We start from the raw sequence: 23,990 nt of genomic DNA on the forward strand, positions 1-23,990 counted from the left end.
AATGACTCTCGTTTGTGGCTTGCGTCTGCGCGGTGTCTGGCCGAGGAGACAGCTTGCCGTCTTTACCTTGTAGGTCAGGTGGAAGACAGGTTTTGGAGTGGTTGCAACGCGCATGGAGAACCGATCGACCTGCGACTTCGGTCGCGCAAAGCCGTTGTGGATGCCTCGTATCTGTGCCACCTTGTAACGGCGCTGCGGCACACTGTCGGCCGACGTTCCGCAAACAGCTTTCTTCGATGACGACGACCACTACTTCGCTCCAGACTTCCGCCGAAAACGTGCGCCAGGCGATCCGCGCAGCCACCACGGGGCTCATCGGCCGTGAGCAGCTGGCGGAGCTGATCGTCCTTTCCGCCGTGGCCCAGGAGCACCTGCTGGTGGTCGGGCCGCCCGGCACTGCGAAAAGTGCTGTGGTGCGGCGGGTGGCGCAGAGCCTGGGTGGCCGGTACTTCGAGTACCTGTTGGGGCGCTTTACCGAGCCGTCCGAGCTTTTCGGTCCGGTGGACCTGAACAAGCTGCGCGCCGGCACGGTCGAGACCGACGTGAGCGGCATGCTGCCCGAGGCCGACGTGGCCTTCCTCGACGAGGTGTTTCTGGGCTCGACCGCCATTCTCAACACGCTCCTCGGGGTGCTCAACGAGCGCCGGTTCCGGCGCGGCCACACCCAGCTGCATTGCCCGTTGCGCGTCTGCGTGGGTGCGGCCAACGCGTTGCCCGACGACGAAGGCCTGGCGGCATTCGGAGACCGTTTTCTGCTGCACGTGTTCATCGAGCCGTTGCCCGATCACCAGCTAGAAGCCATGCTGAGCGGTGGCTGGCAATCGGACCATGCGCCGGTGGCCGCTGGCAGTGCGCTGGCCGATCTCGACGTGCTCTGCCGGCAGCTCAGGCAGGTTGACCTCGGCGGCGTGCAGCCTGCCTTGGCCAATGCCATCCGCAAGCTGCGGCAGGCCGGCGTGCAGTTGTCGGACCGGCGCATCGTCAAGTCGCAGCGGCTGCTGGCTGCCGCCGCCGTCCTGGCCGGCCGGCTTCACACGACGGAGGCCGATCTCTGGCCCCTGCTTTACGTGCTTCCTACGCAGGAGGCTCAGCAGAGCGCTCGCGACGTGCTGCGCGATGCTTTCGCCAACGCCATGCACCCCCATCTGTTGAGCGCGGTGGAAGAGGCAACCTTGCAGCCGCTGTCGCGAGCCGTGCGGTTGGCCGAAACCGCGCGCGCCTGCCTGGATGCCGAACCTGGGGTGGCACGCTCGCAAGCCGAAAGCGTGCTGCGCGAGATCGACGCCAATTTCAGCAGCGAACTGCTGCCGGAGTCCCTGACCGCGCTGCGCGCCCAACTCGTCGACCGCCTGGCCACCGCCGCATGAGCGCCATGGTGCCCATCGAATGGCACTGGCGTCAGCGCGCCGAGCCTTTGCCGGCACGAGCCGCGGTGGCGTGGGGCGCGGCGGCGCGTGCATTGCATGGGAGGCTGTCACAACTCTCGCCGGAGCAGCAATCCGGGCTGTCCGCCATGGCCGCACCCGAGCTGTTGATGGTGACGGGGGCTGCCGATGTCCTGCCTTGGGTCGATGGCATCGCCTATGCCGGGCCGACTCCCGATGCCCCAGGCCTGTGGCTGCCCACGCTGGAAACGCCCGACCTGCCGCTGGACCTGATCGCCCGGAGCCTGTTGCGCGAGCACCCGACGCGGCAACCGTTGCTCTTGTGGCCCCGGCCGGCGCTCGTGCTGCCGCTCGACCGGCTGCTGCCGCTGTCAGCTGCGTTGCTCGTGCGCATTTCCGCACTTTGGGACGGCACCCGCGCATGAGCACGATCACCGAACTTCCGGACGCCTTGAAGCCCTGGAGCTCCTGGCTCGCTTGGTTCTCACCCGAGATGGCCGTCGAGATCGGCGCGTTGGCGCAGCGGATGCAGCCGCTGCTGGGCCGGTTTCGCGGCCAGATGCGCGGAGGCGTGCCGGAGCCCGATGGGCTGGGCGACCTGCGCCGCCGCGGGCCCTACGAGCGCTTGCTGGCCACAGAATGGCTGCTGGCCGACGAACTGCCCGATGAGTTCCTGCGCCGCGCGGCTTCCAGCGAGCATCTGTTCCTGGCGCCGCGCCCGATGGCCCGCGAGGCCGAGAAAAGCATCGTCGCGATCTTCGACGCCGGGCCGCGGCAGTTCGGTGCGCCGCGCTTGGGTCAGCTTGCGCTCTGGATGCTGCTGGCGCGGCGGGCGGCGCAGATCGGCGGCGTGTTCCAGTGGGGCGTCCTGCAACTGCCGGGCGGCCTGGACGGTGCGGACAACGTGAAGCAACTGCGTTCGCTGCTCAAGGCGCGCGACTTCGAGGTCGGCACCTCTGCACATGTGGAAGCCTGGCGCGAAGTGCTTGCCGGGCTGGATCGAGTGCCGGGCGAGAGTTGGCTTGTCGGCGCCGCGCCGGCGGAGCAACCCACCGACGAACGCTGGACCAGCCACCGCGTGTGCCTGCAGCGTGCGGTGCTGGGCGACGTGCTCGAGGTTTCGCTGAGCGACAGCGGCGGATTGCGGCGCGCCCAGTTGCCGCTGCCGTCAGTCAAGGCCGGCGTTGCGCTGCTGCGCGGCGAATTCACGCAGAGGGCGCTGGCCACTCTGCATCGGCGTCACCGTGGCCGTATTTCGTTGCAGCGCCCGCCAGTCATCTCTCCGTCCGGCACGCACGTGGCTGTGCAATTGCTCGACGAGCCGGGGATGTTGGTATTTGCGGTGCCTTCCGACGGGCAGCGCAAGACGGCCAAGCCCAAGTACCAGTACTGGAGCCAGATGCTGGTGCCGTTGGCGGTCCTGCTTCTGGGCAAGCGTACGGGGGCGTTGCTGAGCTACGAGCGTTCGATGTACTTCTGGCAGGTGCCTGGACTGGGCAACTTCGTCGCTCCCGAGGTCGATGAGTTCCGTGCGCCGCCGGGTTTGGCGGTCTGGCTGCCCGCCGCATGGCTGCACGACACGCTGCATCAGCGCGTCTGCATGATCGACCGCGACGGCAGGCTCGTGATGTGGAATGCGGTGCAGGGTGTCAATCCGAACCCCGAAGGCGGTGCGCCGACGCTGGTCGAGCGCAAGGTCGTGGGCATGCTGCAATGGTCCGAACTCGGCGTGGTCTACGCAGCCATCCATGACAACCAGCTTGTGCTGCGACGCCTGGGCGCGACGGACGGGCCGGCGTCGGTTCAGGTGATTGCCACCGGCATCCGCGAACCCCGGGTGCTGTTTGCCAACAGCTGGCAGTGGCGGCACGGCGTCGGTGGCTTGGCCCTGCGCGTTGCGACCGGGCCTCATGATGTCTGGCGCATTCATCAGCCCGATCCGGATTCCACCGGTCGGCAGGGCAATCGGTGCCCACAGAAGTGGAAGATCTTCGAAATACGAGCGCCGCGCGCCGAGGCGCTGATCGACGATGCCGCGCACAACCGCTATGCGCTGTTGAGCCTGTCGCCATCGCTGGACGGGTTGGACCTGCACACGCAGGCCGGCACCGAAACGATCTACAAGGCGCCCGAGCGCATCGAGCGGATCAGCGTGTCGGCCTGCACCGGCGTGGCCGTCATGCTGACGGTGCACAAGAAAATCATCGTCTACGCCGTGCCTCAGCGGGCGCTGCGCGCAGTGATGCATGGCGAAGGAGCGAGCAGCGATGCCAAGCCTGCCTGAATTCCTTGCGATGCCCGCTGCGCAGGTGCGCCATCCTTTGCTCAAGGGGCGGCAGCCGGTGGCCGGGCTCTGGTTTCCGTCGGGCTGGTTCGGCACGGCCGAGCGCGCCCGCCGCATCGTCGAGGCCTGGCATGCCGGTGCCCAGGCGTTCCGTTTCGCCGAGGGTGATCTGTTGCGCTTCGCGGCACCGGTGTCGCTGGACTGCGACGAGGTCATCGGCTGGCCACTGCGCAGGGAAGGACAGGCGCTGTGCTCGGCGGAACTCGATCCCGCCGAGCGCGCTGTATTGCCGCCGGTCGATGTCTGGCTGGTGCATGGCGGCGAGGTGCAGGCTCTGCGGCTCGCGGAAGCGGAACTGCTCGATCCATCGCTCTGGCTGGCCCCCAATCCGGTCTTGCTCGATACCTTCGATTGCCGCGAGATCCTGCCCGAGCCCGTCGTGCTCGATGCCGATGGGCGCACGCTGCGCGAGGTGCTCGGCGATGCCGTGCCGCCTGCCAGCGCTGCGCAGACAGAGTTCCTTCAGGCGATGGCCGAGCGCGCGCGGCGGGAGCAAGCGTTGAGGCAGGTCGACACCGGGCGAGGCACGAGCCTGGGTAGCGGCCATCATCGTCGCGACGGTGGCTCCGGCATCTCGATGCGCGCAGTGGCTTGGTTGGTCGGTATCGCGGCAGCGTTGTTCTTCGCGCGGGCACTGTTCCATGGACTGGAAGGCTCGCCGACCACATCGCTGCCCGGAACGCCGGCGAGAACCCATGTGGCGAGTTCGCAGGTCGATGCATCCGGCTTGTGGCTGTCGCTGATCGTGTTCGGACTGGTGGCGGTGCTTGCGTGGTGGGGGCGTGTCCTGAACGCGCGAGACCCGAGGCGTGCAATGGGGGGCGGGCGACCGAGACCTGTGCCGAAGCCGGTCGCAACGCCAACGAAGCCGCTCATCAAGCAACGCGGCACCGCGCGGCCGAGTCGCTCCCGCTGGCGGGATTGGGCGGCTCGCCTTGCGATTACCTCGCGGTTATCCCGGCTGCTGGGCCGCCAGCAGGCTGCCTACCTGAATCGCATGCTCAAGATGTTCGACGACGGCGACCTCAAGCAGGCGCTGCGCCACGCGATTCCGCTCGGCGGCGGCGCTGAGTCGCTCGGACAAGCCTTTGGCCCGCTGGGCCCGCGCAGCGACCTCTCGCTGAGCGGGTCGCTGGGGCAGACGACCAGCATCGACTTCGGCAACGAGTTCGAGACCCACCTGCGCCAGCTTTACCGCAAGACCTACGAGAAGCTGGATCGCGAAGGCCGTATCGACGAAGCCGTATTCGTGCTGGCGGAGTTGCTGCAGGTGCGCCAGGAGGCGCTCGACTATCTCGAAAAGCATCAGCGCCACTCGCAGGCCGCCGAACTGGCGCTCGCGTGGGACTGGCCGCCGCCCGTCATTGTCCGCCTGCTGTGCCTGTCAGGCGATTGGCGCCGCGCGCTCGCCGTTGCGCGGCGCGACAACGCGTTCGGCAACGCCGTCGTGCAGATGCAGGAACGCTGGCCCGACGCGGCCAACCGCCTGCGCGAGGAATGGGGCCAGGCGCTGGCGCAGCAGGGCGAGTGGCTGAAGGCAGTCGATGCCGTCTGGCCGGTGGTTGCGCTGCGCGAGCAGGCTGCCGCATGGTTGCTGGCCGCCGAGGCAGCGGGGGGGCATCTGGCGGCTCGTGCGCTCGTGCAGCGCGCATTGCTGCTGCCCGACACCCTGCAGGCCTGCACGGCCCGGCTGCAATCGCTGCGTGACGATCCGCTGCTGCACGGCGAGCGCGCCGCGCTGGCTGCCGCGCTGACCGCCGTATCGGAACACACCGAGGCCTCGCGCGGACTGGTGGCTGTGCTGATGCCCGCGCTGCTGGCCGACCAGTCCCAGGGGCGCGGTCGGCTGGACAGGAAGTCGTTGCTGTCGCTGGTGCGGCTGAGCGCCGACACGCTTCTGCAAGCCGATCTTCCAGGAGGCGAACTGCCGGGCGCTGAAGCTAGCCCGCTGGCCCGGAAATCCGCAGTGCTGGCGTTCGAAGCGCCTGCCGCGGGTGCGCATGCGGTGCTCGATGTCGTGCTGCTCGACGAGGGGCGCTACCTCGTCGCGATCGGCGAGGCTGGCGCGCTGATAGTCGACCCGGCGGGTCGGGTTCTGGCCCGCTTTGCCGTGCCGGCCTACCGGCTGGTGGCGGCCCACAGCGCGCAGGTCGTGCTCGCGCTGGCCTCCCGAGACGGCTTGTGGCGGGTGAGCCGGGTCGACCTGGTGCAGCGGGAAATCAGCGACCTCGGACTGAGCGACATCGAACACTTCGCCAGCGAGTTCGACGGCATCGGCTGGACCGTGGCACGCGGGCGGCGCGTCCAGGTGATCGACACCGGCAAGTCGCTGCAGGACGTGCTCTGGCAGGTAAGCGACCTGCCGGGTGTCGTGGCGGCGCTGTCGGCCACGCGGACCATCGAACAGTTCATCGTCGAGGACGACGTTCTGGGGCCGTGCCTGTGGCGCTATCAATGCCCGCAGCGCCGCCTGCTGAGCCGCGAGCCTCTTGCGGTTGCGGGCAGTTCGGTGTCGCTGCGGCTTCTGCATCCGCAACTGGGGGTCGTGAGCCTGCGCGGCGAGCCTCGGGATGACGGGCTGTTCGAGCTGAGCTGGGAGGGCCTGAACGGAATGAATGGTCGGGCCAGCCTGCCCGTCCCGGATCCCAGCGGATTGCAGTCATGGATCGACAGCGACTGGATGCTGCTGCGCCTGCCAGGGCCGACGCACGACGTGTCGGTGCGCCAACTGCGCGGCGGCAGCGTCAAGGCATCGATTTCCTGGCCCGTGGAGGCCGCAGTTCGTGCGCGTGCTGTACCGAACGGCTGGCTGCTCTTCGACGATCAGGGTCGCGTGCTGCACCTCGACACCGAGCGCAGCACGGCGGCGAGCTTCGCCATCCGCTGAGTCACTTCCAGGGCGTAGGCGCCGGCACCTCGCACACCGGCTCCACGTCGACACTCTTGAAATCCGCCGGCGAGACGATCTCCAGGTACTCCATGTCCGGCGAGTAGTCGAACAGGAAGTGCCGGATACCCGGGCGCTGGTGCACCACGTCGCCGGCCTCGACCAGGGTTTCCTTGTCCTCGTACATGAAGCGGGCCCAGCCCTTGACCATGATCACGATCTGGAAGTCCGCCTCATGGCGGTGCCAGCCGGTGCCCGTTTCCGGTGCCATGTTGGCCTTGACCAGATGCGCGATCACCTTGCCGTTGGTGGCTTCTGCCACGCCCAGGTCGCGGTAGAGGAAAAAGTCACGCAAACCACCCGATACGAACTCGGTGTCGCCGGGCTTCACATGGGAGAACTGGGTGGCGGTACGGTCCAGCATGGGGCGCTCCTTCGCAGGTGGTTGGTGTTGCAGTGCAGCACGCATAAAGCGTTCCCGGGCCGGGCCGGCGGCGAGCGATTCAGCGGCTCGCGAAGCCGTCGGTCGCGCGCAGCAGCCGGTCGAGGATGCCGGGCTCCGAGTAGGCATGCCCCGCGCCCTCGATCAGGTGAAACTCCGCCTCGGGCCAGGCCTTGTGCAGCGCCCAGGCGTAGCGCGCGGGGCAGGGCATGTCGTAGCGGCCGTGCACGATCACGCCGGGAATGCCGTGCAGCCGGTGCGCGTCGCGCAGCAGCTGGCCCTGCTCGAGCCAGGCGTCGTGCACGAAGTAGTGGTTCTCCAGCCGCGCGAAGGCCAGTGCGAAATGATCTTCGGCGTGCGCCTGTGCAATCGACGGGCTCGGCAGCAGCGTAATGGTCTCGGCCTCCCACACGCTCCAAGCGCGTGCCGCCTCGATGCGCGCCACCGGGTCGTCTCCGGTGAGCTGCTTGCGGTAGGCGGCGATCATGTCGCCGCGCTCGGCCTCGGGAATGGGCGCCTGGAACTTCTCCCACTTGTCGGGGAACATCTCCGACACGCCGAACTGGTAGTACCACTGCAGCTCCGCACGGGTCACGGTATAGATGCCGCGAAGCACCAGTTCGCTCACGTGCTCGGGGTGCTTCTGTGCGTAGGCGAGGGCGAGCGTGGAGCCCCACGAGCCGCCGAACACCAGCCACTTGTCGACGCCGGCACGCTCGCGCAGGCGCTCGATGTCGGCGACCAGGTGCCAGGTCGTGTTGGCTTCCAGGCCGGCATGCGGCAGCGATCGGCCGCAGCCGCGCTGGTCGAACAGCGTCAGGTCGTAGCGCGCGGGATCGAACAGCCGGCGGTGCTCCGGCGAGATGCCGCCGCCGGGGCCGCCGTGCAGGAACACGGCCGGCTTCGCGCCGGGCGTGCCGCAGCGCTCGTAGTAGATCTGGTGGCCGTCGCCCACGTCGAGCATGCCGCTTTCGTAGGGCTCGATCGGGGGATAGGGCTGGCGCAGTTCGGTCATCGGGTGCTTCCTCTGTCTGATCGTGACGGATCCCGCATCGTCGCATGGCGGGAAATATCGGCTTGACGAGTGCCGGGGCCTTCCAGATACTCAACCACATGGTTCAGTCAACTGCCCAACCCGAAGCCGAAGCCGACGCCGATGCCCTCGACGCAGTCTTCGCCGCGCTCTCCGATTCCACCCGGCGCGCCGTGCTCGAAGCCCTGGGCGAACGCAGCCTCAGCGTGACCGAGTTGGCCGGGCCGCACGACATGTCCCTCACCGGCTTCATGAAGCACCTGCGCGTGCTGGAAGACGCGGGCCTGATCTCCCGCACGAAGGAGGGCCGCATCGTGCGCTGCGAGCTGTCGCCCCGGCCCATGCAGGAGGCCGCCGTGTGGCTGTCGCGGTACGAGAAATTCTGGACCGGGCGCCTCGATGCATTGGCGCGCTTTCTCTATCACCAGGAGGAGACCGAATGGAAAACCCTTCCGCCCGAGGTACCGGGCGTCCCTCGCTCACCCTCAGGCGGCACTTCCGCGTCTCGCCCGACAAGGTCTGGCGCGCGTGGACCGACCCGCAGGCGCTGAAGCTCTGGTTCGGGCCCGAGGAAATCGTCTCGGTGCCGATCGCCGAGGTCGACCTGCGCGTGGGCGGCCGCTTCCGCGTGGCCATGCTGGCCGATGACGGCGAGACGCACGACGTGAGCGGCACGTATCTCGAGATCGTTCCGAACCGCAAGCTGGTCTTCAGCTGGGCCTGGCGCAGCACGCCGGAGCGCGAGTCGCGCGTCACCCTGAGCATCGAGCCCGATGCCGAGGGCTGCGAGCTGGTGCTGCTTCACGAGCAGTTCTTCGACGAAGCCGCGCGCGACGCCCACGAGCACGGCTGGACCGGCGCGCTCGTCAAGCTGCAGACCTGGCTGAGCCTTGCCGCCTGAACCGCCGACAACAAAAGGACGAACGAAGAACGAATGAAGAACACCTCGCCACCGGCTCGCGCCACGATGCGCGAATGGACCGGCCTGGCCGTCATAGCGCTGCCCTGCATGCTCTATTCGATGGATCTCACGGTGCTCAACCTCGCGATCCCGTCGATCAGCGAGGAGCTCAAGCCCACGGCCTCGCAGCTGCTGTGGATCGTCGATATCTACGGCTTCTTCGTGGCCGGACTGCTGGTCACCATGGGAACGCTGGGCGACCGCATCGGCCGGCGTCGCCTGCTGCTGATCGGCGCGGCGGCGTTCGGCACCGCCTCGGTGCTCGCGGCGTTCTCGACCAGCGCCAACATGCTCATCGCGACGCGGGCGCTGCTCGGCGTGGCGGGCGCGACGCTGGCACCGTCCACGCTCTCGCTGATCCGCAACATGTTCCTCGACCCGGGGCAGCGCACCGTCGCCATCGGCGTGTGGATCTCGAGCTATTCGGCCGGCGCCGTCATCGGCCCGGTGCTGGGCGGCGTGCTGCTGCAGTTCTTTCCGTGGGGCTCGGTGTTCCTGATCGGCGTGCCGGTGATGGTGCTGCTGCTGGTGCTCGGACCGCTGCTGCTGCCCGAATACCGCGACCCCGATGCGGCCCGGCTCGACCTGGCCAGCGTGGCGCTCTCTCTGGGCGCGGTGCTGCCGGTGATCTACGGCGTGAAGCAGATCGCGGAGCACGGGCCGCACCTGGTGCCGGCGCTGTCGATCTCGCTGGGCCTGGCCCTGGGCTGGGTGTTCGTGCGCCGGCAGAAACGGCTGGCCGACCCGATGATCGACCTGGGCCTGTTCCGCCTGCCGGCCTTCACCGTCTCGCTCGGCGCCTACATGCTGGCCTGCTTCGTGATGTTCGGCATCTTCCTCTACAACGCCCAGTACCTGCAGCTGGTTCTGGGGCTGTCGCCGCTGCATGCCGGTCTGTGGAGCATGCCCGGGGCGGGGGCTTTCATCGTCGGCTCCATGGTCGTTCCGGCGCTGGTGCGGCGCATGCGCCCGGCCTTCGTGATGGGCGGCGGGCTGGCGGTGGCGGCGCTGGGTTTCGGCATGCTGGTGGTGCTGCCCGCGCAGGACGGGCTGGCCTGGATGGTGGGCAGCGCGGTCATCTCCTCGCTCGGGCTGGCACCGGTTTTCACGCTGGCGACCGACCTGGTCGTGGGCAGCGCGCCGCCGGAGCGCGCGGGCGTGGCCTCGGCGATCTCCGAGACCAGCTCGGAATTCGGCGGGGCGCTGGGCATCGCGATCCTCGGCGCCATCGGGGCCGCCATCTATCGCAATGCCATGGCTGATGCAGCGCCCGCGGGCCTGGTGGGCGCGTCCGAGGTGGAGGCCGCCCGCAGCACGCTGGGCGGGGCGGTCGCGCTGGCCGGGCAGATCGGCGGGAGCGCAGGCGCCGAGTTGCTCGACGCGGGCCGGGTTGCCCTGCTGCGCGGCATTCGGCTCACGGCCGGAGTCAGCGCGGCGGTGCTGCTGTTCGTGGCGGGGCTGGTGGCGATCCGGCTGCGCGGCGCGGGCAGTGCCGGGCAGGCGCACCCTGGGGATGCCCCGGGTGCCGCCGCATTGCCGGAGCGTTGACGAGACCCCATACTGGGGCTCCCACGACGCGACCACCGGAGCCTTCCATGAGCAACGAACTGCGCAAGAAGCTGCATGACCTGGCCGAACTCTGCGACAACACCAGCGACCCGCAGACCAGGGCCATCATCGAGGCGATCCGGCTGCAGACGGCGGTGCTGAACGAGCGGCTGTTCTCCATCGAGCTGCAGGTGGCGGCCCTGTCCAAGCGCCTCGAAAACACGACCGACTGAGGGGCGGCCGCTTTGTTGGGATAATCCCCGCCATGAGCGGCAACACCTTCGGAAATCTCTTCGCGGTCACCAATTTCGGCGAGTCGCATGGCCCGGCCATCGGCTGCGTCATCGACGGCTGCCCCCCGGGCATGGAACTCAGCGAGGCCGACATCCAAGGCGACCTGGACCGCCGCCGCCCAGGCACCAGTCGCCACGTCACCCAGCGCAACGAGCCCGACGCGGTGCAGATCCTTTCGGGCGTATACGAAGGCAAGACCACCGGCACGCCCATCGCGCTGCTGATCCAGAACACCGACCAGCGCAGCAAGGACTACGGGCAGATCGCCCAGCAGTTCCGCCCGGGCCACGCCGACTTCACCTACTTCAAGAAATACGGCATCCGCGACCCGCGCGGCGGCGGGCGCTCTTCGGCGCGGCTGACCGCGCCCATGGTGGCCGCCGGCGCGGTCGCCAAGAAATGGCTGGCCGAGAAGTACGGCATGGTGTTTCGCGGCTGCATGACGCAGATCGGCGAGATCGCCATTCCCTTCGAGAGCTGGGACCACGTGCCCAACAACCCCTTCTTCGCCCCCATCGCCGACGTGAGCGCGCTGGAGGACTACATGGACCGCCTGCGCAAGGCCGGCGACTCGTGCGGCGCGCGACTTCGCGTCACCGCGACGAACGTGCCCGTGGGCCTGGGCGAGCCGCTCTTCGACAAGCTCGACGCCGAGATCGCCTACGCCATGATGGGCATCAACGCGGTGAAGGCGGTGGAGATCGGCGCCGGCTTCGACAGCGTCACCCAGCGCGGCACCACGCACGGCGACTCGATCACGCCCACCGGCTTCGTCACCAACAACGCGGGCGGCATCCTGGGCGGCATCAGCTCGGGGCAAGACCTCGAAGTGAGCATCGCGATCAAGCCCACCAGCTCGATCATCAGCCCGCGCCAGTCCATCGACATCCACAACAACCCCGTCGAGGTCGTCACCAAGGGCCGCCACGACCCGTGCGTGGGCATCCGCGCGACGCCCATTGCCGAGGCCATGCTGGCGCTGGTGGTGATCGAGCACGTGCTGCGCAACCGTGCGCAGTGCGGCGACGTGCCCCAAGGGGCCCTGGGCAGCAAGACGGAAGCCGCTTCGCCGCAGGCGTCTTTCCTCTAGTGTCCGAGCCGCCACCAGTGGCCGCCGCCAGACGCGGCCACCTGCTGGCGTTCGCTGGCCTTTCGGCCAGCTATTTCGCGCACATCGGTTTCTTCAACCCCTACCTGCCGCTCTGGCTGAAGGACCTGGGGCTGCCGATCTTCACCATCAGCCTGCTGGCTTCGGTGCAGTCGATCACGCGCGTGTTCGCGCCCTATGCCTGGGGTGCGCTCAGCGACCACACGGGGCAGCGCGTGAAGCTGCTGCGCTTCAGCGCGGCGGTGGCGCTGGCGAGTTCCTTCGGGCTGTGGTGGAACGGCGGCGCATGGTGGCTCGCGCTGGTGCTGCTGGTGATGTTCACGCACACCAGTTCGATGATGTCGCTCACCGAAGCCGCCATGGCGCAGCTGGTTGCCGGCGACTGGGGGCGCTACGGGCGCATCCGGCTGTGCGGCTCGGCCGGTTTCCTGCTCACCGTGTTCGTGGCGGGCGAGTGGTTCGACCGCTTCGGCATGAAGCACTTTCCGGCATGGGCGGGCGGCACGCTGGCCATCGTGCTGATCGCGACGATGAAGCTGCCCGACGTGCGCGAGCCGCCCGCCGCGCATGACGCGGTGAAGGAGCCCATCGGGCCGGTGCTGCGCAATCCGGCCGTGCAGTGGTTCTTCGCTGCGCTGTTCTTCCAGGTGATGTCGCACTTCTCGGTGTACGCCTTCTTCTCGCTCTACCTCGATTCGATCGGCTACGGCAAGAGCACCATCGGCCTGTTGTGGGCCCTGTCGGTGGTGGCGGAGATCGTTTGGTTCTTCCTGCAGGGCAGGCTCATCGGCCTGATGACGATGCCGCGCTGGATGCTGGTGTGCAGCGTCGCCGCCGTCGCGCGGCTTGGGCTGACGGCCGGGCTGGGCAGCTGGATCGCGGCCCTCGTCCTGGCGCAGTGGCTGCATGCGCTGAGCTTCGCGGCGCATCACACGACCTGCATCGCGGTGGTGTCGCGGCGATTCCCCGGTCATCTGCGCGGGCGAGGGCAGGCGCTGTTCACCGTCATCGGCTACGGCTTCGGGGGAGTGCTGGGCGTCTTGCTTGGCGGTGCTGTTGCGCAGGCCTTCGGCTATCGCACGATGTTTACGGCTGCCACCTTGTTGGCGGTGCTCGGCAGCCTGTGTGCGTGGCGGGTGGTGAAGCTGGATCGGATGGAGCGCGCGGCAAGGGTCTGAGCTGACCTCCCGACAAAGTGTCATGGGCCTTACATGCTCACGTCACCTCGGATTTTTACGCTGCGCGCTCCGTAACCTTTTCTCCTAATTTCTCATGTCCGTTTCCGACGAATCGCGCGGCGCGAATGCGCCGCGCATCTCTTCGCCTGTCCAATCGAACGCTGCCGAACAGAACAACGACAACAACAGCAGCAACACGGCACCGCGCCGCCAGGTGCTCAAGCTCGGCGCCTCGCTTCTTACGGTCGGCGGCAGCGGGGCCTTGCTCGCGGCATGCGGCGGCGGCGGTGGTGGCGGCACGCCTGTTCTCCCGCTTCCAGCTGCGGCTCCGGCTCCGGCTCCGGCGCCCGCGCCGGCCGCAACGCCAGCTCCGCCGGCGGCGGTCGCCAAGATCTCGAGCTTCTCGATCGCCGTGATGCCCGACACCCAGTTCTACGCCCGCTACGCCACGGCAGCCGAGAGCGACCAGTACAACAAGCGCTTCGGCAGCGCGCCCTTCGCCGCGCAGACCAAGTGGATCGCCGACAACGCCAAGGGCCTGAACATCCCGTTCACCATCCACCTCGGCGACGTGGTCGATCAGGTCGGCAAGCCCGACCAGTGGAAGGTGGCCGATGCCGCCATGAAGATCCTCGAGGACGCGAAGCTGCCCTACAGCGTGCTCGCCGGCAACCACGACGTGCTGCGGGACATCGACTACAGCGTCGATCCCTCGGGCGGCACCGACAAGGACCGCACTCCCGCCAACGAGCCCTACATCCAGTGGTTCGGCACCGAGCGCGCGAAGAAGCAGGCAACCTTCGGTGCGCGCGATACCAGCGGTTTCCACGAGTACCACGTGTTCGAAGCTCAGGGCCAGAAGTTCATGGTGCTGTCGCTGTCGTGGCGCATCTCCGACGCCGGCATTGCATGGGCACGCCAGGTGATCGCGAAGAACCCGACGCTGCCCGTAATCTTGGTGAACCACCAGTTGCTCAATATCGCTCCCGACGGCACCAGCCCGCTCGAAACCGACTACGGCAAGATGCTGTGGGACAAGCTGATCCGCGACAACGACCAGATCTTCATGACGCTCAACGGCCATCACCACGGCGCTGCGCATCTCACGAAGATCAACGACTTCGGCCACAAGGTCGAGGAGATGGTGGTCGACTACCAGATGGCCTACCAGGGCGGCAACGGCCTGATGCGCCTCTACGAATTCGACCTGACCAACAAGAAGATCAAGGTGCTGTCGTTCTCGCCCTGGGTTCCGCAGAAGCCGGCGGCCACGCTCAATAGCTTCGACCAGGCGGTGCTCACCACGCCGAACGAAGCCTTCACCATCGACATGGACTTCGCCCAGCGCTTCTCGGGCTTCAACAAGAGCTTCGGTACCGGCAGCGCCACTATCGAGGGCTCGCTGGTCGACAAGGCCCGTTCGATGATCCTTGCCAACTACAAGGAACCGGCGACGACCGTGCAGCGACCCGCAACGAATTCGGATGACTACCCCAAGGTGGCGAATACGCTGGCGCACTGGCGCTTCTTCGGGGGTACGGCTAACCAGCCGGTGCTGCCCGGCACTGTCATCGCCGATGTCACGGGCAACAACCCGCTGCACCGTGATGCGCTCAATCAGGGCGGCGTGGTCGGGGCGACCGATGGCGACATCGTTTGGACCGACGACCGCCACTACCTCTCGGCCGCGCCGGGCTCCGTGCGTTTCCTGAACACCAACAAGAACACGCCGCGCCTGAGCTACTTCCTCACCGAGACGACGGCGTCGATCAATGCGCAGACGCTGGAGAACGGCTACACGATCGAAGCCTTTATCAAGATCGACAAGAGCTGGACCAGCGCCAACCAAGCCTGGATGAACATCATGACGCGTGATGGCAAGCGCGGCGATCTGGCGGGCTTCTCGGGCGGCGATCCGGAGTCGCCGCCGATGCTGTTCGCCATATCGAGCCTGCGCGAAGTGCAGTGGGAGGTGACCCCGAGCCCGGCTGGAACCCGCGCGCCCAAGGCCAACTGGTCGGGCGAAGTCATCGCCGACCGCTGGGTGCACATTGCCATCGTGAACGACTCGGTGTCGCACGACACCACGATGTATGTCGAAGGTGCGCCGGTGCTGCGCAACGCCTCGGCCATTCCTGGCTTGGCCACGCTCTCGGCCACTGCACCGTGGGTCGTTGGCGGTGGGTCGTGGGACGGCGCTCGTGCCGACGGTTTCTTCGGCAACATCGGCGAGATCCGAGTCGTGGCGGCAGCGCTGACCCCGGCTCAGTGGCTCACGGCACGCAAGCCCGCCTGAAGCTTCGGCCCTCCCTCTGACCGCGATGCGGGAAGGCCGGCTGCCTATTTTTTCTTGCCGGTCTTTCCCGCCTTCACTGCCTTCGCTGCACCCTTGCCGTTCTCCTTCTCGAAAATCGCAAAGTACTCCGAAGCCAGTTTCCGCAGCGACCGCCCGATGTTCGCGTAGTCGTATTCGTTGAGGTTCGCCAGCGACACGCGCCCCGACGCATGCTTGCCGCCGAAGCCGCGTCCCGGCAGCAGCACGATGCTGGTCTCCTCCGCGATGCGAAAGAGAGCCTCGTTCGGCTGCAGCTTCGTCACGATCCATTTGCCGAAGCGCTCGCCATGCATCTGCGTGGCGATCTCCTGAAGGTCGAGCAGGTGGTAGTAGCTCACCGAATTGGGGTCGAGCTCCAGCGGCAGGCCAAGCTCGCGGTACAGCGCTTCCTTGCGGCGCAGGACGATGCGCTTCATCGACTTCTTGTACGCCTCGGGCTCGTCCATCAGACAGAACAGCGAGAACATCACCATCTGCGCCTGCACGGGCGTCGAGAGGCCGGCCGTGTGGTTCAGCGCCACGGTGCGGCTGTCGGCCACCAGCCGGTCGATGAACTTCAGCTTGCGCGGCTCGGTGGTGATCGAGCTGTAGCGCGCATCGAGTTCCTTCAGCTGCGCCTCGGGCAATTGCGCGATCCTGCGGTCGATGATGTTGTCCTCGTGCGTGGCCACCACGCCCATGCGCCAGCCGGTCGCACCGAAATACTTGGAGAACGAATACACCAGGATCGTGTTGTGCGGGCAGATCGCGAAGAGCGAGCGGAAGTCGTCGGCGAAGGTGCCGTACACGTCGTCGGTGAGGATGATGAGGTCCGGCCGCTGCTTCACGATGTCCGCGATGTAGCCCAGCACCTCGTCGCTGATCTTCACCGAGGGCGGGTTGCTCGGATTGCACAGGAAGAAGGCCTTGACCTTCGGATCGAGCAGCTTCTGCAGCTCTTTCTTCGTGAACTGCCAGCCGTTCTCCGAAGGCGCGTCGATCAGCGCCTCGATGAGCTGGTAGTCGTTCAGGTGCGGAATCTCGATGTACGGCGTGAAGATCGGCATGCCCAGCGCGATGGTGTCGCCCGCTTGTAGCAGCAGGTTCTCGCGCAGGCTGTTGAACAGGTAGGTCATGGCGGCCGTGCCGCCTTCCACCGCGTACATGTCGAAGTTGCCCACGAAGGGATGCGTGCCGATCATCTCCTGGTGGATGTACTTGCCCACGATGATCTCGCTCAGGCGCAGCATGCGGTCAGGCACCGGGTAGTTGCAGCCGAGGATGGCCTCGCACATCTCGTAGATGAAGTCGCCGGCCGACAGGCCCAGCTGGTCGCGCACGTACGACACGGCCGCCTCGATGAAGCGCACGCCGGGTTCGCCCTCGTGTGCCTTGGTGAAAATCTCGAAGCGCGCCTCGATACCCTCGCGCTGCGGAAAGCCGCCCACGCCGTCCATGTAGATGTAGGAGCGCTCGCTCTCGGTCATCGCGAAGAGGCCGAACTGGAAGAAGCCATGGCGCGGCGTGGTCGCCAGGAAGTTCGGATTGCCGCGCCCTGCGTTCAGCATCAGCCGGTCGCTCTGCCGGGCCACCTGGATGAGGGCATCCTTCAGTTCGAAGGGGCTCAAGCCGCCGAGTTTTTTCACGTCGCTGAAATCCATTGGATGCTCCTGTTTGAAGGGATGAGAAAAAGAAGGAAGGCAGGCCGTCGCATTCAAACGAGCGCGACGATCAGCGGCCCGAGCAGCGTGAGAAACACGTTCGCCAGCGCATAGGTGATGGCGAAGGGCACGGTGGGAATCGAGTTCTCGGCCTTGTCCAGCACCTCGCCGAAGGCCGGGTTGGCGCTGCGGGAGCCGCTCAGCGCACCGGCGAAGACGGCCGTGTTGCCGTAGCGCAGCACGTAGCGGCCGAAGAGCATGGTCAGCAGCATCGGCACGATGGTCACGACCACGCCCACGCCGAAGATGGTCAGGCCCAGCTGCTTGATGGTCTGCACGGCCTGCAGGCCCGACGACAGCCCCACCACCACGACGAAGCCCGCGAGGCCCAGATCCTTCAGCAGTTGCACCGCGCTCGGGGGCAGGGCGCCGAAGGTCTGGCGCTTCGCGCGGTACCAGCCGAAGAGCAGGCCCGACAGCAGCGCGCCGCCGCCCGCGCCCAGCGTCAGCGGGATGCTGCCGATCTTCACGCTCAGCAAGCCGACCAGCAGCCCCACGACGAGGCCGGCCCCGAGGTAGACGAAGTCGGTTTTCGCGCTCGGCACGATCACGTCGCCGACGATGGCGGCCACACGCTTCACGTCCTGTTCGGAGCCAAAGATCGACACAAGGTCGCCGGTCTGCACCACGGTATCGGGCTTCATCGGCAGCACCTTGCCCATGCGGCTCAGCTGCACCACGAAGATGCCGTGGCGCACGCCGCCGGCGGTGGCCTTGCGGATCTCGTCGACCGTCTTCCGGTCGAAATCCTTGTTGGTCAGCACGATCTCGCGCTTGTGCATGGTGAGCTCCATGCCGTCGACCGCGTAGACCTCCTTGCCCAGCAGCGGCGCGCTGGCCACCACCGCGTCGCGCCGGCCGACGGCCAGCACGATGTCGCCCTTGTGCAGCACGAGCTCGGGGCTCACTTCGACGAACTTGCCGTCGCGCTTCACGCGCTCGATGGTGATGGTCGTGGCCGGGTTGGCGTTCTCGATGTCGGCGACGGTGCGCTTCGGCTCGGCCGTGAGTTCGTAGATGCGGCCCACCAGCGAGGGGGCGGCTTCCTCCTGGTCGGGGCCCAGCACCTTCACGCCGGCCTGCTGCGCGGTCTCGGCCGCGATGGCGTCGTCGCGGATGGTGCGGCCCATGAACTTGGGCAGGATGTTGACGCACACGATGATCGCGCCGAAGGAGCCAAACACGTAGGTCACCGCATAGCCGATGGCCACGTTGGCCTGCAGCCGCGCGGTTTCGGCGGCATCGAGCCCGAGCTTGCCGATGGCGTCTCCCGCCGTGCCGATGATGGCCGACTGCGTGAGGCCGCCCGCGGCCACGCCCGCTGCAAGGCCCTTGTCGAGTTCGCAGAGCCTGGCCATCACCACCACGGTGGCGAGGCCCGTGGCCGCCATCACCGCGGCCAGGATGATCTCCTTCACCGATTGCCTGCCGAGCGAACTGAAGAACTGCGGCCCGCTCTCGAAGCCCACCGCGTAGATGAAGAGGGCGAAGAGCACCGCCTTCACGCCGTTGTCGACCTGCACGCCGACCTGGCTCACCAGCACCGCCACCAGCAGCGAGCCGGCCACGCCGCCGAGCTGGAACTTGCCGAACTTGATCTTGCCGATCCAGTAGCCGACGGCCAGCGAGAGAAATAGCGCCATTTCGGGCGACTTCTTGAAGAGTTCGTGCAGCCATTCCATGGGTCGGGTTCCTTTCGGGTTCTTGACGTTGCTCAAGCTCATTTCGCCGCGTGCGCCACCAGTCCGGCCAGTGCCACGATGAGCGGGCCCATCAGCGGCAGCACCACGTTCGAAATCGCGTAGGTGATCGTGTAGCCCAGCAGCGGCGTTGCGTTGCCGGCGGCGTTCTGCACGGCGCTGAGCGCCGGCGTGCTGCACTGCTGGCCTGCGATGGCGCCCAGCAGAACGGGTGCATCGAGCTTGAGCAGCCGGTGGCCGACGAAGAGCGAGATGCACGCCGGCACCACAGCGACGGCCACGCCCACCAGCGGCAGCGCGATGCCGAATTTCTTGACGAGCGCCAGCGCCTGCGGCCCGGAAGCGAGGCCGACGCAGGCGATGAAGGTGGCCAGGCCCAGGTCCTTCATCAGTGCCAGGGCTTCGGGTGGCACGCTCAGGCGATGCGGGTTCTTCGACTGGTACCAGCCGAAGATCAGCCCCGTGAGCAGCGCGCCGCCGCCCGTGCCCAGCGAGAACGGAATGCCGCCCAGCTTGACGCTGAAGCCTCCGATGAACACGCCCAGCAGGATGCCCATGGCCGCGTAGCTGATGTTGCTGTGCGTGGATTCGACGACGCGGTCGCCGATGAGCGGCACCGCCCGCGCCACTTCGAGCACCGGGCCGTAGAGCTTGAGCACGTCGCCGCGCTGCAGCTTCACGTCGTGCAGCAGCGGCATCGCGTTGCCGTCGCGCTCGAGGCCGACGATCTGCACGCCCGGCGGAAGCGGCGCCCCGAGCTCGTGCAGTTCGCGCCCGAACCATTCGCGCCGGCCGACCACCACCTCGGTGGTCTCGACCACCGCATCGAAGGCCGTGGTGTTGGCGAACTCGCGGCCAAGCAGCTCGGCCACGTTCACCAGCACGCTGCGGCGCCCGATGGCGAGCACCTCGTCGAAGGCCTGCAGCCTGAGCGTGGGCTCCACCGCCAGGTTCTGCCCGCGCCGCACGACCTGCTCGATGCTGGCGTGGCCTTCGAAGATGGCCGCCAGCTCGCCCACCGTGCGGCCGCGGCCGACGGTGACGAGGAACACGCGCCCGATCATCTCGGGCGTGGCCGAAGCCGCGTCGGGCTCGTCGCCTCCGCCGCCCATCTCTTTCCAGAGCCGGTCGGCTTCGGCGCGCAGGTCCACCCGCAGCAGCAGCGGAAAGACCTGGCTGGTGGCCACCACGATCGCAATCAGCCCGAACACGTAGGTGATGGAGTAGGCCGTGACCACGTTGGCCTGCAGCTGCCGGATGTCGGACAGCGGCAGCGCTAGCTTGGAGATGGCATCGGTCGCGGTGCCCACCACCGCCGATTCGGTTGCCGCGCCGGCCATGAGGCCGGCGGCGGTGCCCTGGTCGAGCGAGAGGAAGACGGTGGCGCCCAGCACCAGCACCAGCGCCAGCACCGCAACCACTTCGACCAGGCAGAGCAGCCCCAGCCGCAGCCCCTTGGCATCGAGGTTCGCAAAGAACTGGGGGCCGCCCGCATAGCCGAGCGCGAAGATGAAAAGCATGAAGAACACGTTCTTCACGCCGTCGTCGAGATGGATGCCGAGTTGCCCGACGACCAGCGCGGCGATCAAGGTGCCGCAGATGCCCCCGAGCTGGATCGGGCCGAAGCGGATCTGGCCGATCGCGTAGCCGATGGCGAGCACCAGGAATAGCGCGATCTCGGGCTGGCTTTTAAGAATTGCAACCAGATCGTGAAGCACGGTCCGGTCCTTGTCACGGGCGAGCCGGTCGAAGGGGGGCGGCCTTATTGGCCCGGCAATTGAGGCGGGCGTAATTCACGCAACCCCCGTTTCGATGGGGGCGTATGCCGGTGGGCGCAACGCGCAGACTTTATGCTGATTTGAGGAGCCGTCTATTTCTCGCATTGGCTCTTACGATAAATCAACATTTAAAATAATTGTGAAATTGTGTGCTGGGAGGTGAGTGTGAAACTCATGTTTAAAACGATATTCGTATTGTCGAAATTCTTTTTAGGTAATTGGTCGTATAAATCGGCCGTGGCAGCCCAATGACGCGGCGAGTCACGATCCAGACGCCGGCAGGCGAGGCGTTGCAGTTCCGCCAACTCGTAGGCCGCGAGGCACTGAGCCAGCTGTACGCCTTCGACGTCGAACTGCTGGGCACCAGCAACGGCGTGGACCCCAAGACCCTGCTGGGCAAGGCTTCCACCGTGACGGTGGAGACCGAAGGCGGGGTGCGCTACCTGGGCGGCATCGTCACGCGTTTCGGGCTGCAGCAGGAGGATGCGCGGCATTCCTTCTACCGGATGCGCCTGCGGCCATGGCTGTGGCTGGCCACGCGGCGCAGCGACTTCCGCATCTTCCAGGGCAAGAGCGTGCCCGACATCGTGATGGAAGTGCTCGGCCGCTACGGCCACCCCATCGAGAAGAAGCTCACGCGCGGCGACTACCGCGTGTGGGACTACTGCGTGCAGTACCACGAGAGCGACTTCGACTTCGTCTCGCGCCTGTGCGAGCTCGAAGGCATCTACTACCACTTCCGGCACGAGGCCAGCCAGCACGTGCTCGTCTTCGCCGACGACATCGCGCATTCCCACAGCCCGCTGCCCGGCGGCGAGGAAGTGCGCTACCACCCGCTGGAGAAATCCGGCATGGGCCAGCGCGAGCGCATCTACGCCTGGGAGATCGCAGAGGAAGTGCGCTCGGGCCACCACTACAACGACGACTACGATTTCGAGAAGCCCAAGGCCGAGCTCTCGCACCTGAGGCAGATGCCGCCCGGGCACGACCACGACGCCTTCGAGAACTACGAATGGCCCGGCGGCTTCGTGCAACACGGCGACGGCGAGGCCTATGCACGCATCCGCAACGAAGAACAGCTCAGCCAGCGCAGCCGCGTCACCGGCCGCTCCAACCTGCGCGAACTGGCCACCGGCCACACCTTGCGCCTCACCGGCCACCCCAAGGCTGACCAGAACCAGCAATACCTGCTCGTGGGCGTGAGCTACCACCTGCAGGAGAACCTGCAGGCCAGCGAGGGCGTGGAAGGCACCGAGGGCTCGGTGCAGCGCTTCGCCTTCGAGGCGCAGCCCACCAGCTACGCCTGGCGCCCGCCGCGCACCACGACCAAGCCGCGCACGCGCGGGCCGCAGACCGCCATGGTGGTGGGCCCGTCGGGCGAGGAGATCTGGACCGACAAGTACGGGCGCATCAAGGTGCAGTTCCACTGGGACCGCCTCGGCCAGGAGAACGAGCACTCCAGCTGCTGGGTGCGCGTGTCCACCGCGTGGGCAGGCGCCACCTTCGGCATGACCAGCGTGCCGCGCATCGGCATGGAGGTGATCGTCGACTTCCTGAACGGCGACCCCGACTACCCCATCGTCACCGGCTGCGTGCACAACGCCGACACCATGCCGTCGTGGGAGCTGCCGGGCCAGAAGCACCTGTCGGGCATCAGGAGCCGCGAGCTCGGAGGCGGGCGCGGCAACCACATCGTGCTGGACGACACGCAGGGCAAGATCCAGGCGCAGCTGCGCAGCGACCACCAGGCCAGCCAGCTGAGCGTGGGGCACATCGGGCGAATCGAGGACACGGCCGGGCGCAAGGAGCCGCGGGGTCAGGGGTTCGAGCTGCGTACCGATGGCCATGGCGTTTTGCGCTCGGGCAAGGGGCTGCTGGTGACCACCGAGGCGCGCCCGAATGCCCAGGCGCACATCACCGACATGAGCGAGACGGTGGGCCGTCTCACGCAGGCGCGCGACCTGCACGAAGGCCTCAGCGGCGTGGCACAGGGTGCGCAGGCCCACGAGCCTGGCGACCAGGACGAAGTCACAGCGAGCCTCAAGGAGCAGAACGACGCCATCAAGGGGCAGGGCGGCAACCGCGAGCAGGGCGAGTTCCCCGAGTTCCAGGAAGCGCACATGACCCTGGCCAGCGCCAAGGGGCTGCAGACCGTGGCGCAGGGCTCGACGCACATCGTGAGCAACGAGCACAGCGCGCTCACCAGCGGCGGCCACACGAGCCTGAGCGCGGGCAAGAGCCTGCTGGTGAGCGTGCAGAACGCGATCCGCATGTTCGCCTCCAAGGCCGGCATGCGGCTCGTGGCGGCCGGGGCCGACATCGACATCAAGGCGCTGAAGGACAGCGTGAACGTGCTGGCCAAGCTCAACATCACGCAGACGGCCAACAAGATCACCATCCACGCGAAGGAAGAGGTGGTGATCAACGGCGGCTCGAGCTACAGCCGCTGGAGCTCCGGCGGGATCGAGCACGGCACTTCCGGCACCTGGCGCGAACATGCGTCGGTGCACAGCCTCGTCGGGCCCGCCAGCGAAGGCAAGCCTGCGCTGCCCAATCCACCGCAGGTGCCGAAGGGACAGCTCGACCTGTACCACCAGTACATCAAGCCGACCGGAGAAAAGCGCCAGGGCGTGGCGCAGGGCGACTTCACGGTGGTCGATTCGCAGGGCGGCACGCACGCCGGCACCTTCGACCGCAACGGCTTCGCGACCGTGTCGGGCCTGCCCATCGGCACCGCCAAGGTCACGTTCGGCAAGGACCCGCGCGACCCCTGGGAGGAGGGCAGCTACTACGGGACTCCCGAAGACTGGAAGGCGAAAGGTGCGACGGGCGCAGCGGCTGATGGAGCAGGCGGCGGCGTGTCCGGCATTTCAGGCATCTCGGGCATCTCCGGCCTCATGGGCAACGCCGCCGGGCTGACCGGCTCGGCAGGCGGTGCCGCAGGCGCCCTCGCGGGGGTGGCAGGCATGGGCAGCAAGGCGGCGAGTGCGCTGAACCAGGTCACCCAGGCGGCCGGCATCGCGCAACAGGCCGTGGGTGCGGCCCAGGCCATCCAGCAGGGCGGCGCCAAGGCGCTGCTGGGCCAGGCGAGCCAGGCCGCGACCGGCATGGCGATACAGGCAGCGGGGGCCAAGCTCGGGCCGATGGGCGTGCCGATCACCGGCGTGATGAGCGGCATGGCTTCCGGCGGCATGAAGCAGGGCGTTGCAACTGCTGCAGCCAATCCCGCGGTCACAGGTCGAACGCCTGGCTTCGCGGGCTGACCCGCGCGGCGCGCCGCATTCACTTCACCAATAC

General features: G+C 67.4%; 17 protein-coding genes. 12 read left to right on the top strand and 5 right to left on the bottom strand.

Translation table 11 applies throughout. From position 1 onward, the window contains the following. Positions 1-236 precede the first annotated feature (236 nt). From FHT32_RS30455 to FHT32_RS30470, 4 genes are read left to right on the top strand one after another with little or no spacing between them, the layout of a single operon-like run. Entirely contained in the window at positions 237-1,367 is a 1,131-nt protein-coding gene (locus tag FHT32_RS30455) for an AAA family ATPase (RefSeq protein ID WP_176668276.1), read from the top strand. Beyond that, positions 1,364-1,810: a hypothetical protein gene (locus tag FHT32_RS30460; protein ID WP_176668277.1), complete on the top strand. Its 447-nt coding sequence runs from the start codon at positions 1,364-1,366 to the stop codon at positions 1,808-1,810. Before FHT32_RS30455 ends, FHT32_RS30460 begins: the two co-directional genes overlap by 4 nt. Continuing rightward, positions 1,807-3,669 carry a hypothetical protein gene (locus tag FHT32_RS30465; protein ID WP_176668278.1) on the top strand — a complete coding sequence of 621 codons (1,863 nt, stop codon included), beginning with the start codon at positions 1,807-1,809 and terminating at the stop codon, positions 3,667-3,669. The genes FHT32_RS30460 and FHT32_RS30465 overlap by 4 nt, the downstream gene beginning before the upstream one ends. Further along, on the top strand, positions 3,653-6,616 hold the full coding sequence (locus FHT32_RS30470) for a bpX6 domain-containing protein (protein ID WP_176668279.1): 2,964 nt from the start codon (positions 3,653-3,655) through the stop codon (positions 6,614-6,616). Before FHT32_RS30465 ends, FHT32_RS30470 begins: the two co-directional genes overlap by 17 nt. Position 6,617: 1 nt before the next feature. On the opposite strand, the gene FHT32_RS30475 is transcribed toward FHT32_RS30470, so the two are convergent. Next, positions 6,618-7,040, bottom strand: coding sequence for a cupin domain-containing protein (locus FHT32_RS30475; protein ID WP_093201273.1), 423 nt, complete (start codon positions 7,038-7,040; stop codon positions 6,618-6,620). A 79-nt stretch (positions 7,041-7,119) separates the two neighbouring features. Further along, positions 7,120-8,073 carry a prolyl aminopeptidase gene (pip, locus tag FHT32_RS30480; protein ID WP_176668280.1) on the bottom strand — a complete coding sequence of 318 codons (954 nt, stop codon included), beginning with the start codon at positions 8,071-8,073 and terminating at the stop codon, positions 7,120-7,122. A gap of 98 nt (positions 8,074-8,171) precedes the next feature. On the opposite strand from pip, the gene FHT32_RS30485 reads away from it, so the two are divergent. The 7 genes from FHT32_RS30485 to FHT32_RS30515 all read left to right on the top strand — a co-directional run bounded on the left by FHT32_RS30485 (position 8,172) and on the right by FHT32_RS30515 (position 15,476). Next, positions 8,172-8,642: a helix-turn-helix transcriptional regulator gene (locus FHT32_RS30485; RefSeq protein ID WP_176668281.1), complete on the top strand. Its 471-nt coding sequence runs from the start codon at positions 8,172-8,174 to the stop codon at positions 8,640-8,642. Then, entirely contained in the window at positions 8,531-8,992 is a 462-nt protein-coding gene (locus tag FHT32_RS30490; RefSeq protein ID WP_176668282.1) for an SRPBCC domain-containing protein, read from the top strand. Before FHT32_RS30485 ends, FHT32_RS30490 begins: the two co-directional genes overlap by 112 nt. Positions 8,993-9,025: 33 nt before the next feature. Further along, positions 9,026-10,600: an MFS transporter gene (locus tag FHT32_RS30495; protein ID WP_176668283.1), complete on the top strand. Its 1,575-nt coding sequence runs from the start codon at positions 9,026-9,028 to the stop codon at positions 10,598-10,600. Between the two features lie 47 nt (positions 10,601-10,647). Continuing rightward, the gene (locus tag FHT32_RS30500; RefSeq protein WP_176668284.1) at positions 10,648-10,833 is read left to right on the top strand and encodes a hypothetical protein; all 186 of its coding nucleotides are present in this window, start codon (positions 10,648-10,650) and stop codon (positions 10,831-10,833) included. A gap of 32 nt (positions 10,834-10,865) precedes the next feature. Beyond that, positions 10,866-11,984: a chorismate synthase gene (aroC, locus tag FHT32_RS30505; RefSeq protein ID WP_176668285.1), complete on the top strand. Its 1,119-nt coding sequence runs from the start codon at positions 10,866-10,868 to the stop codon at positions 11,982-11,984. A gap of 17 nt (positions 11,985-12,001) precedes the next feature. Then, positions 12,002-13,180, top strand: coding sequence for an MFS transporter (locus tag FHT32_RS30510; RefSeq protein WP_371132290.1), 1,179 nt, complete (start codon positions 12,002-12,004; stop codon positions 13,178-13,180). Between the two features lie 94 nt (positions 13,181-13,274). After that, positions 13,275-15,476, top strand: a complete 2,202-nt coding sequence (locus tag FHT32_RS30515) for a LamG-like jellyroll fold domain-containing protein (RefSeq protein ID WP_176668287.1) — start codon at positions 13,275-13,277, stop codon at positions 15,474-15,476. 44 nt (positions 15,477-15,520) lie between these two features. On the opposite strand, the gene FHT32_RS30520 is transcribed toward FHT32_RS30515, so the two are convergent. The 3 genes from FHT32_RS30520 to aspT (FHT32_RS30530) are packed head-to-tail and all read right to left on the bottom strand — an operon-like array spanning position 15,521 to position 20,633. Continuing rightward, positions 15,521-17,155 (bottom strand): bifunctional aspartate transaminase/aspartate 4-decarboxylase, encoded by a 1,635-nt coding sequence (locus FHT32_RS30520; protein ID WP_176668288.1) that lies wholly within the window; start codon positions 17,153-17,155, stop codon positions 15,521-15,523. 53 nt (positions 17,156-17,208) lie between these two features. Next, complete coding sequence (gene aspT / locus FHT32_RS30525) at positions 17,209-18,897, bottom strand: aspartate-alanine antiporter (protein ID WP_176668289.1); 1,689 nt, start codon at positions 18,895-18,897, stop codon at positions 17,209-17,211. Between the two features lie 38 nt (positions 18,898-18,935). Continuing rightward, positions 18,936-20,633 (bottom strand): aspartate-alanine antiporter, encoded by a 1,698-nt coding sequence (gene aspT, locus FHT32_RS30530; protein ID WP_176668290.1) that lies wholly within the window; start codon positions 20,631-20,633, stop codon positions 18,936-18,938. 308 nt (positions 20,634-20,941) lie between these two features. On the opposite strand from aspT (FHT32_RS30530), the gene FHT32_RS30535 reads away from it, so the two are divergent. Then, a complete protein-coding gene (locus FHT32_RS30535) occupies positions 20,942-23,956 on the top strand; it encodes a type VI secretion system Vgr family protein (RefSeq protein ID WP_176668291.1) in 3,015 nt (1,004 codons plus the stop codon). Positions 23,957-23,990: the final 34 nt, after the last annotated feature.

Source organism: Variovorax sp. SG517, assembly GCF_013376045.1.
Classification (GTDB): Bacteria; Pseudomonadota; Gammaproteobacteria; order Burkholderiales; family Burkholderiaceae_C; genus Variovorax.

Bases quoted from the DNA above. Each gene is read 5' to 3' on its own strand.
- FHT32_RS30455 (WP_176668276.1), top strand. From the start codon at position 237: ATGACGACGACCACTACTTCGCTCCAGACTTCCGCCGAAAACGTGCGC.
- FHT32_RS30460 (WP_176668277.1), top strand. From the start codon at position 1,364: ATGAGCGCCATGGTGCCCATCGAATGGCACTGGCGTCAGCGCGCCGAG.
- FHT32_RS30465 (WP_176668278.1), top strand. From the start codon at position 1,807: ATGAGCACGATCACCGAACTTCCGGACGCCTTGAAGCCCTGGAGCTCC.
- FHT32_RS30470 (WP_176668279.1), top strand. From the start codon at position 3,653: ATGCCAAGCCTGCCTGAATTCCTTGCGATGCCCGCTGCGCAGGTGCGC.
- FHT32_RS30475 (WP_093201273.1), bottom strand. From the start codon at position 7,040: ATGCTGGACCGTACCGCCACCCAGTTCTCCCATGTGAAGCCCGGCGAC.
- pip (WP_176668280.1), bottom strand. From the start codon at position 8,073: ATGACCGAACTGCGCCAGCCCTATCCCCCGATCGAGCCCTACGAAAGC.
- FHT32_RS30485 (WP_176668281.1), top strand. From the start codon at position 8,172: ATGGTTCAGTCAACTGCCCAACCCGAAGCCGAAGCCGACGCCGATGCC.
- FHT32_RS30490 (WP_176668282.1), top strand. From the start codon at position 8,531: ATGGAAAACCCTTCCGCCCGAGGTACCGGGCGTCCCTCGCTCACCCTC.
- FHT32_RS30495 (WP_176668283.1), top strand. From the start codon at position 9,026: ATGAAGAACACCTCGCCACCGGCTCGCGCCACGATGCGCGAATGGACC.
- FHT32_RS30500 (WP_176668284.1), top strand. From the start codon at position 10,648: ATGAGCAACGAACTGCGCAAGAAGCTGCATGACCTGGCCGAACTCTGC.
- aroC (WP_176668285.1), top strand. From the start codon at position 10,866: ATGAGCGGCAACACCTTCGGAAATCTCTTCGCGGTCACCAATTTCGGC.
- FHT32_RS30515 (WP_176668287.1), top strand. From the start codon at position 13,275: ATGTCCGTTTCCGACGAATCGCGCGGCGCGAATGCGCCGCGCATCTCT.
- FHT32_RS30520 (WP_176668288.1), bottom strand. From the start codon at position 17,155: ATGGATTTCAGCGACGTGAAAAAACTCGGCGGCTTGAGCCCCTTCGAA.
- aspT (WP_176668289.1), bottom strand. From the start codon at position 18,897: ATGGAATGGCTGCACGAACTCTTCAAGAAGTCGCCCGAAATGGCGCTA.
- FHT32_RS30535 (WP_176668291.1), top strand. From the start codon at position 20,942: ATGACGCGGCGAGTCACGATCCAGACGCCGGCAGGCGAGGCGTTGCAG.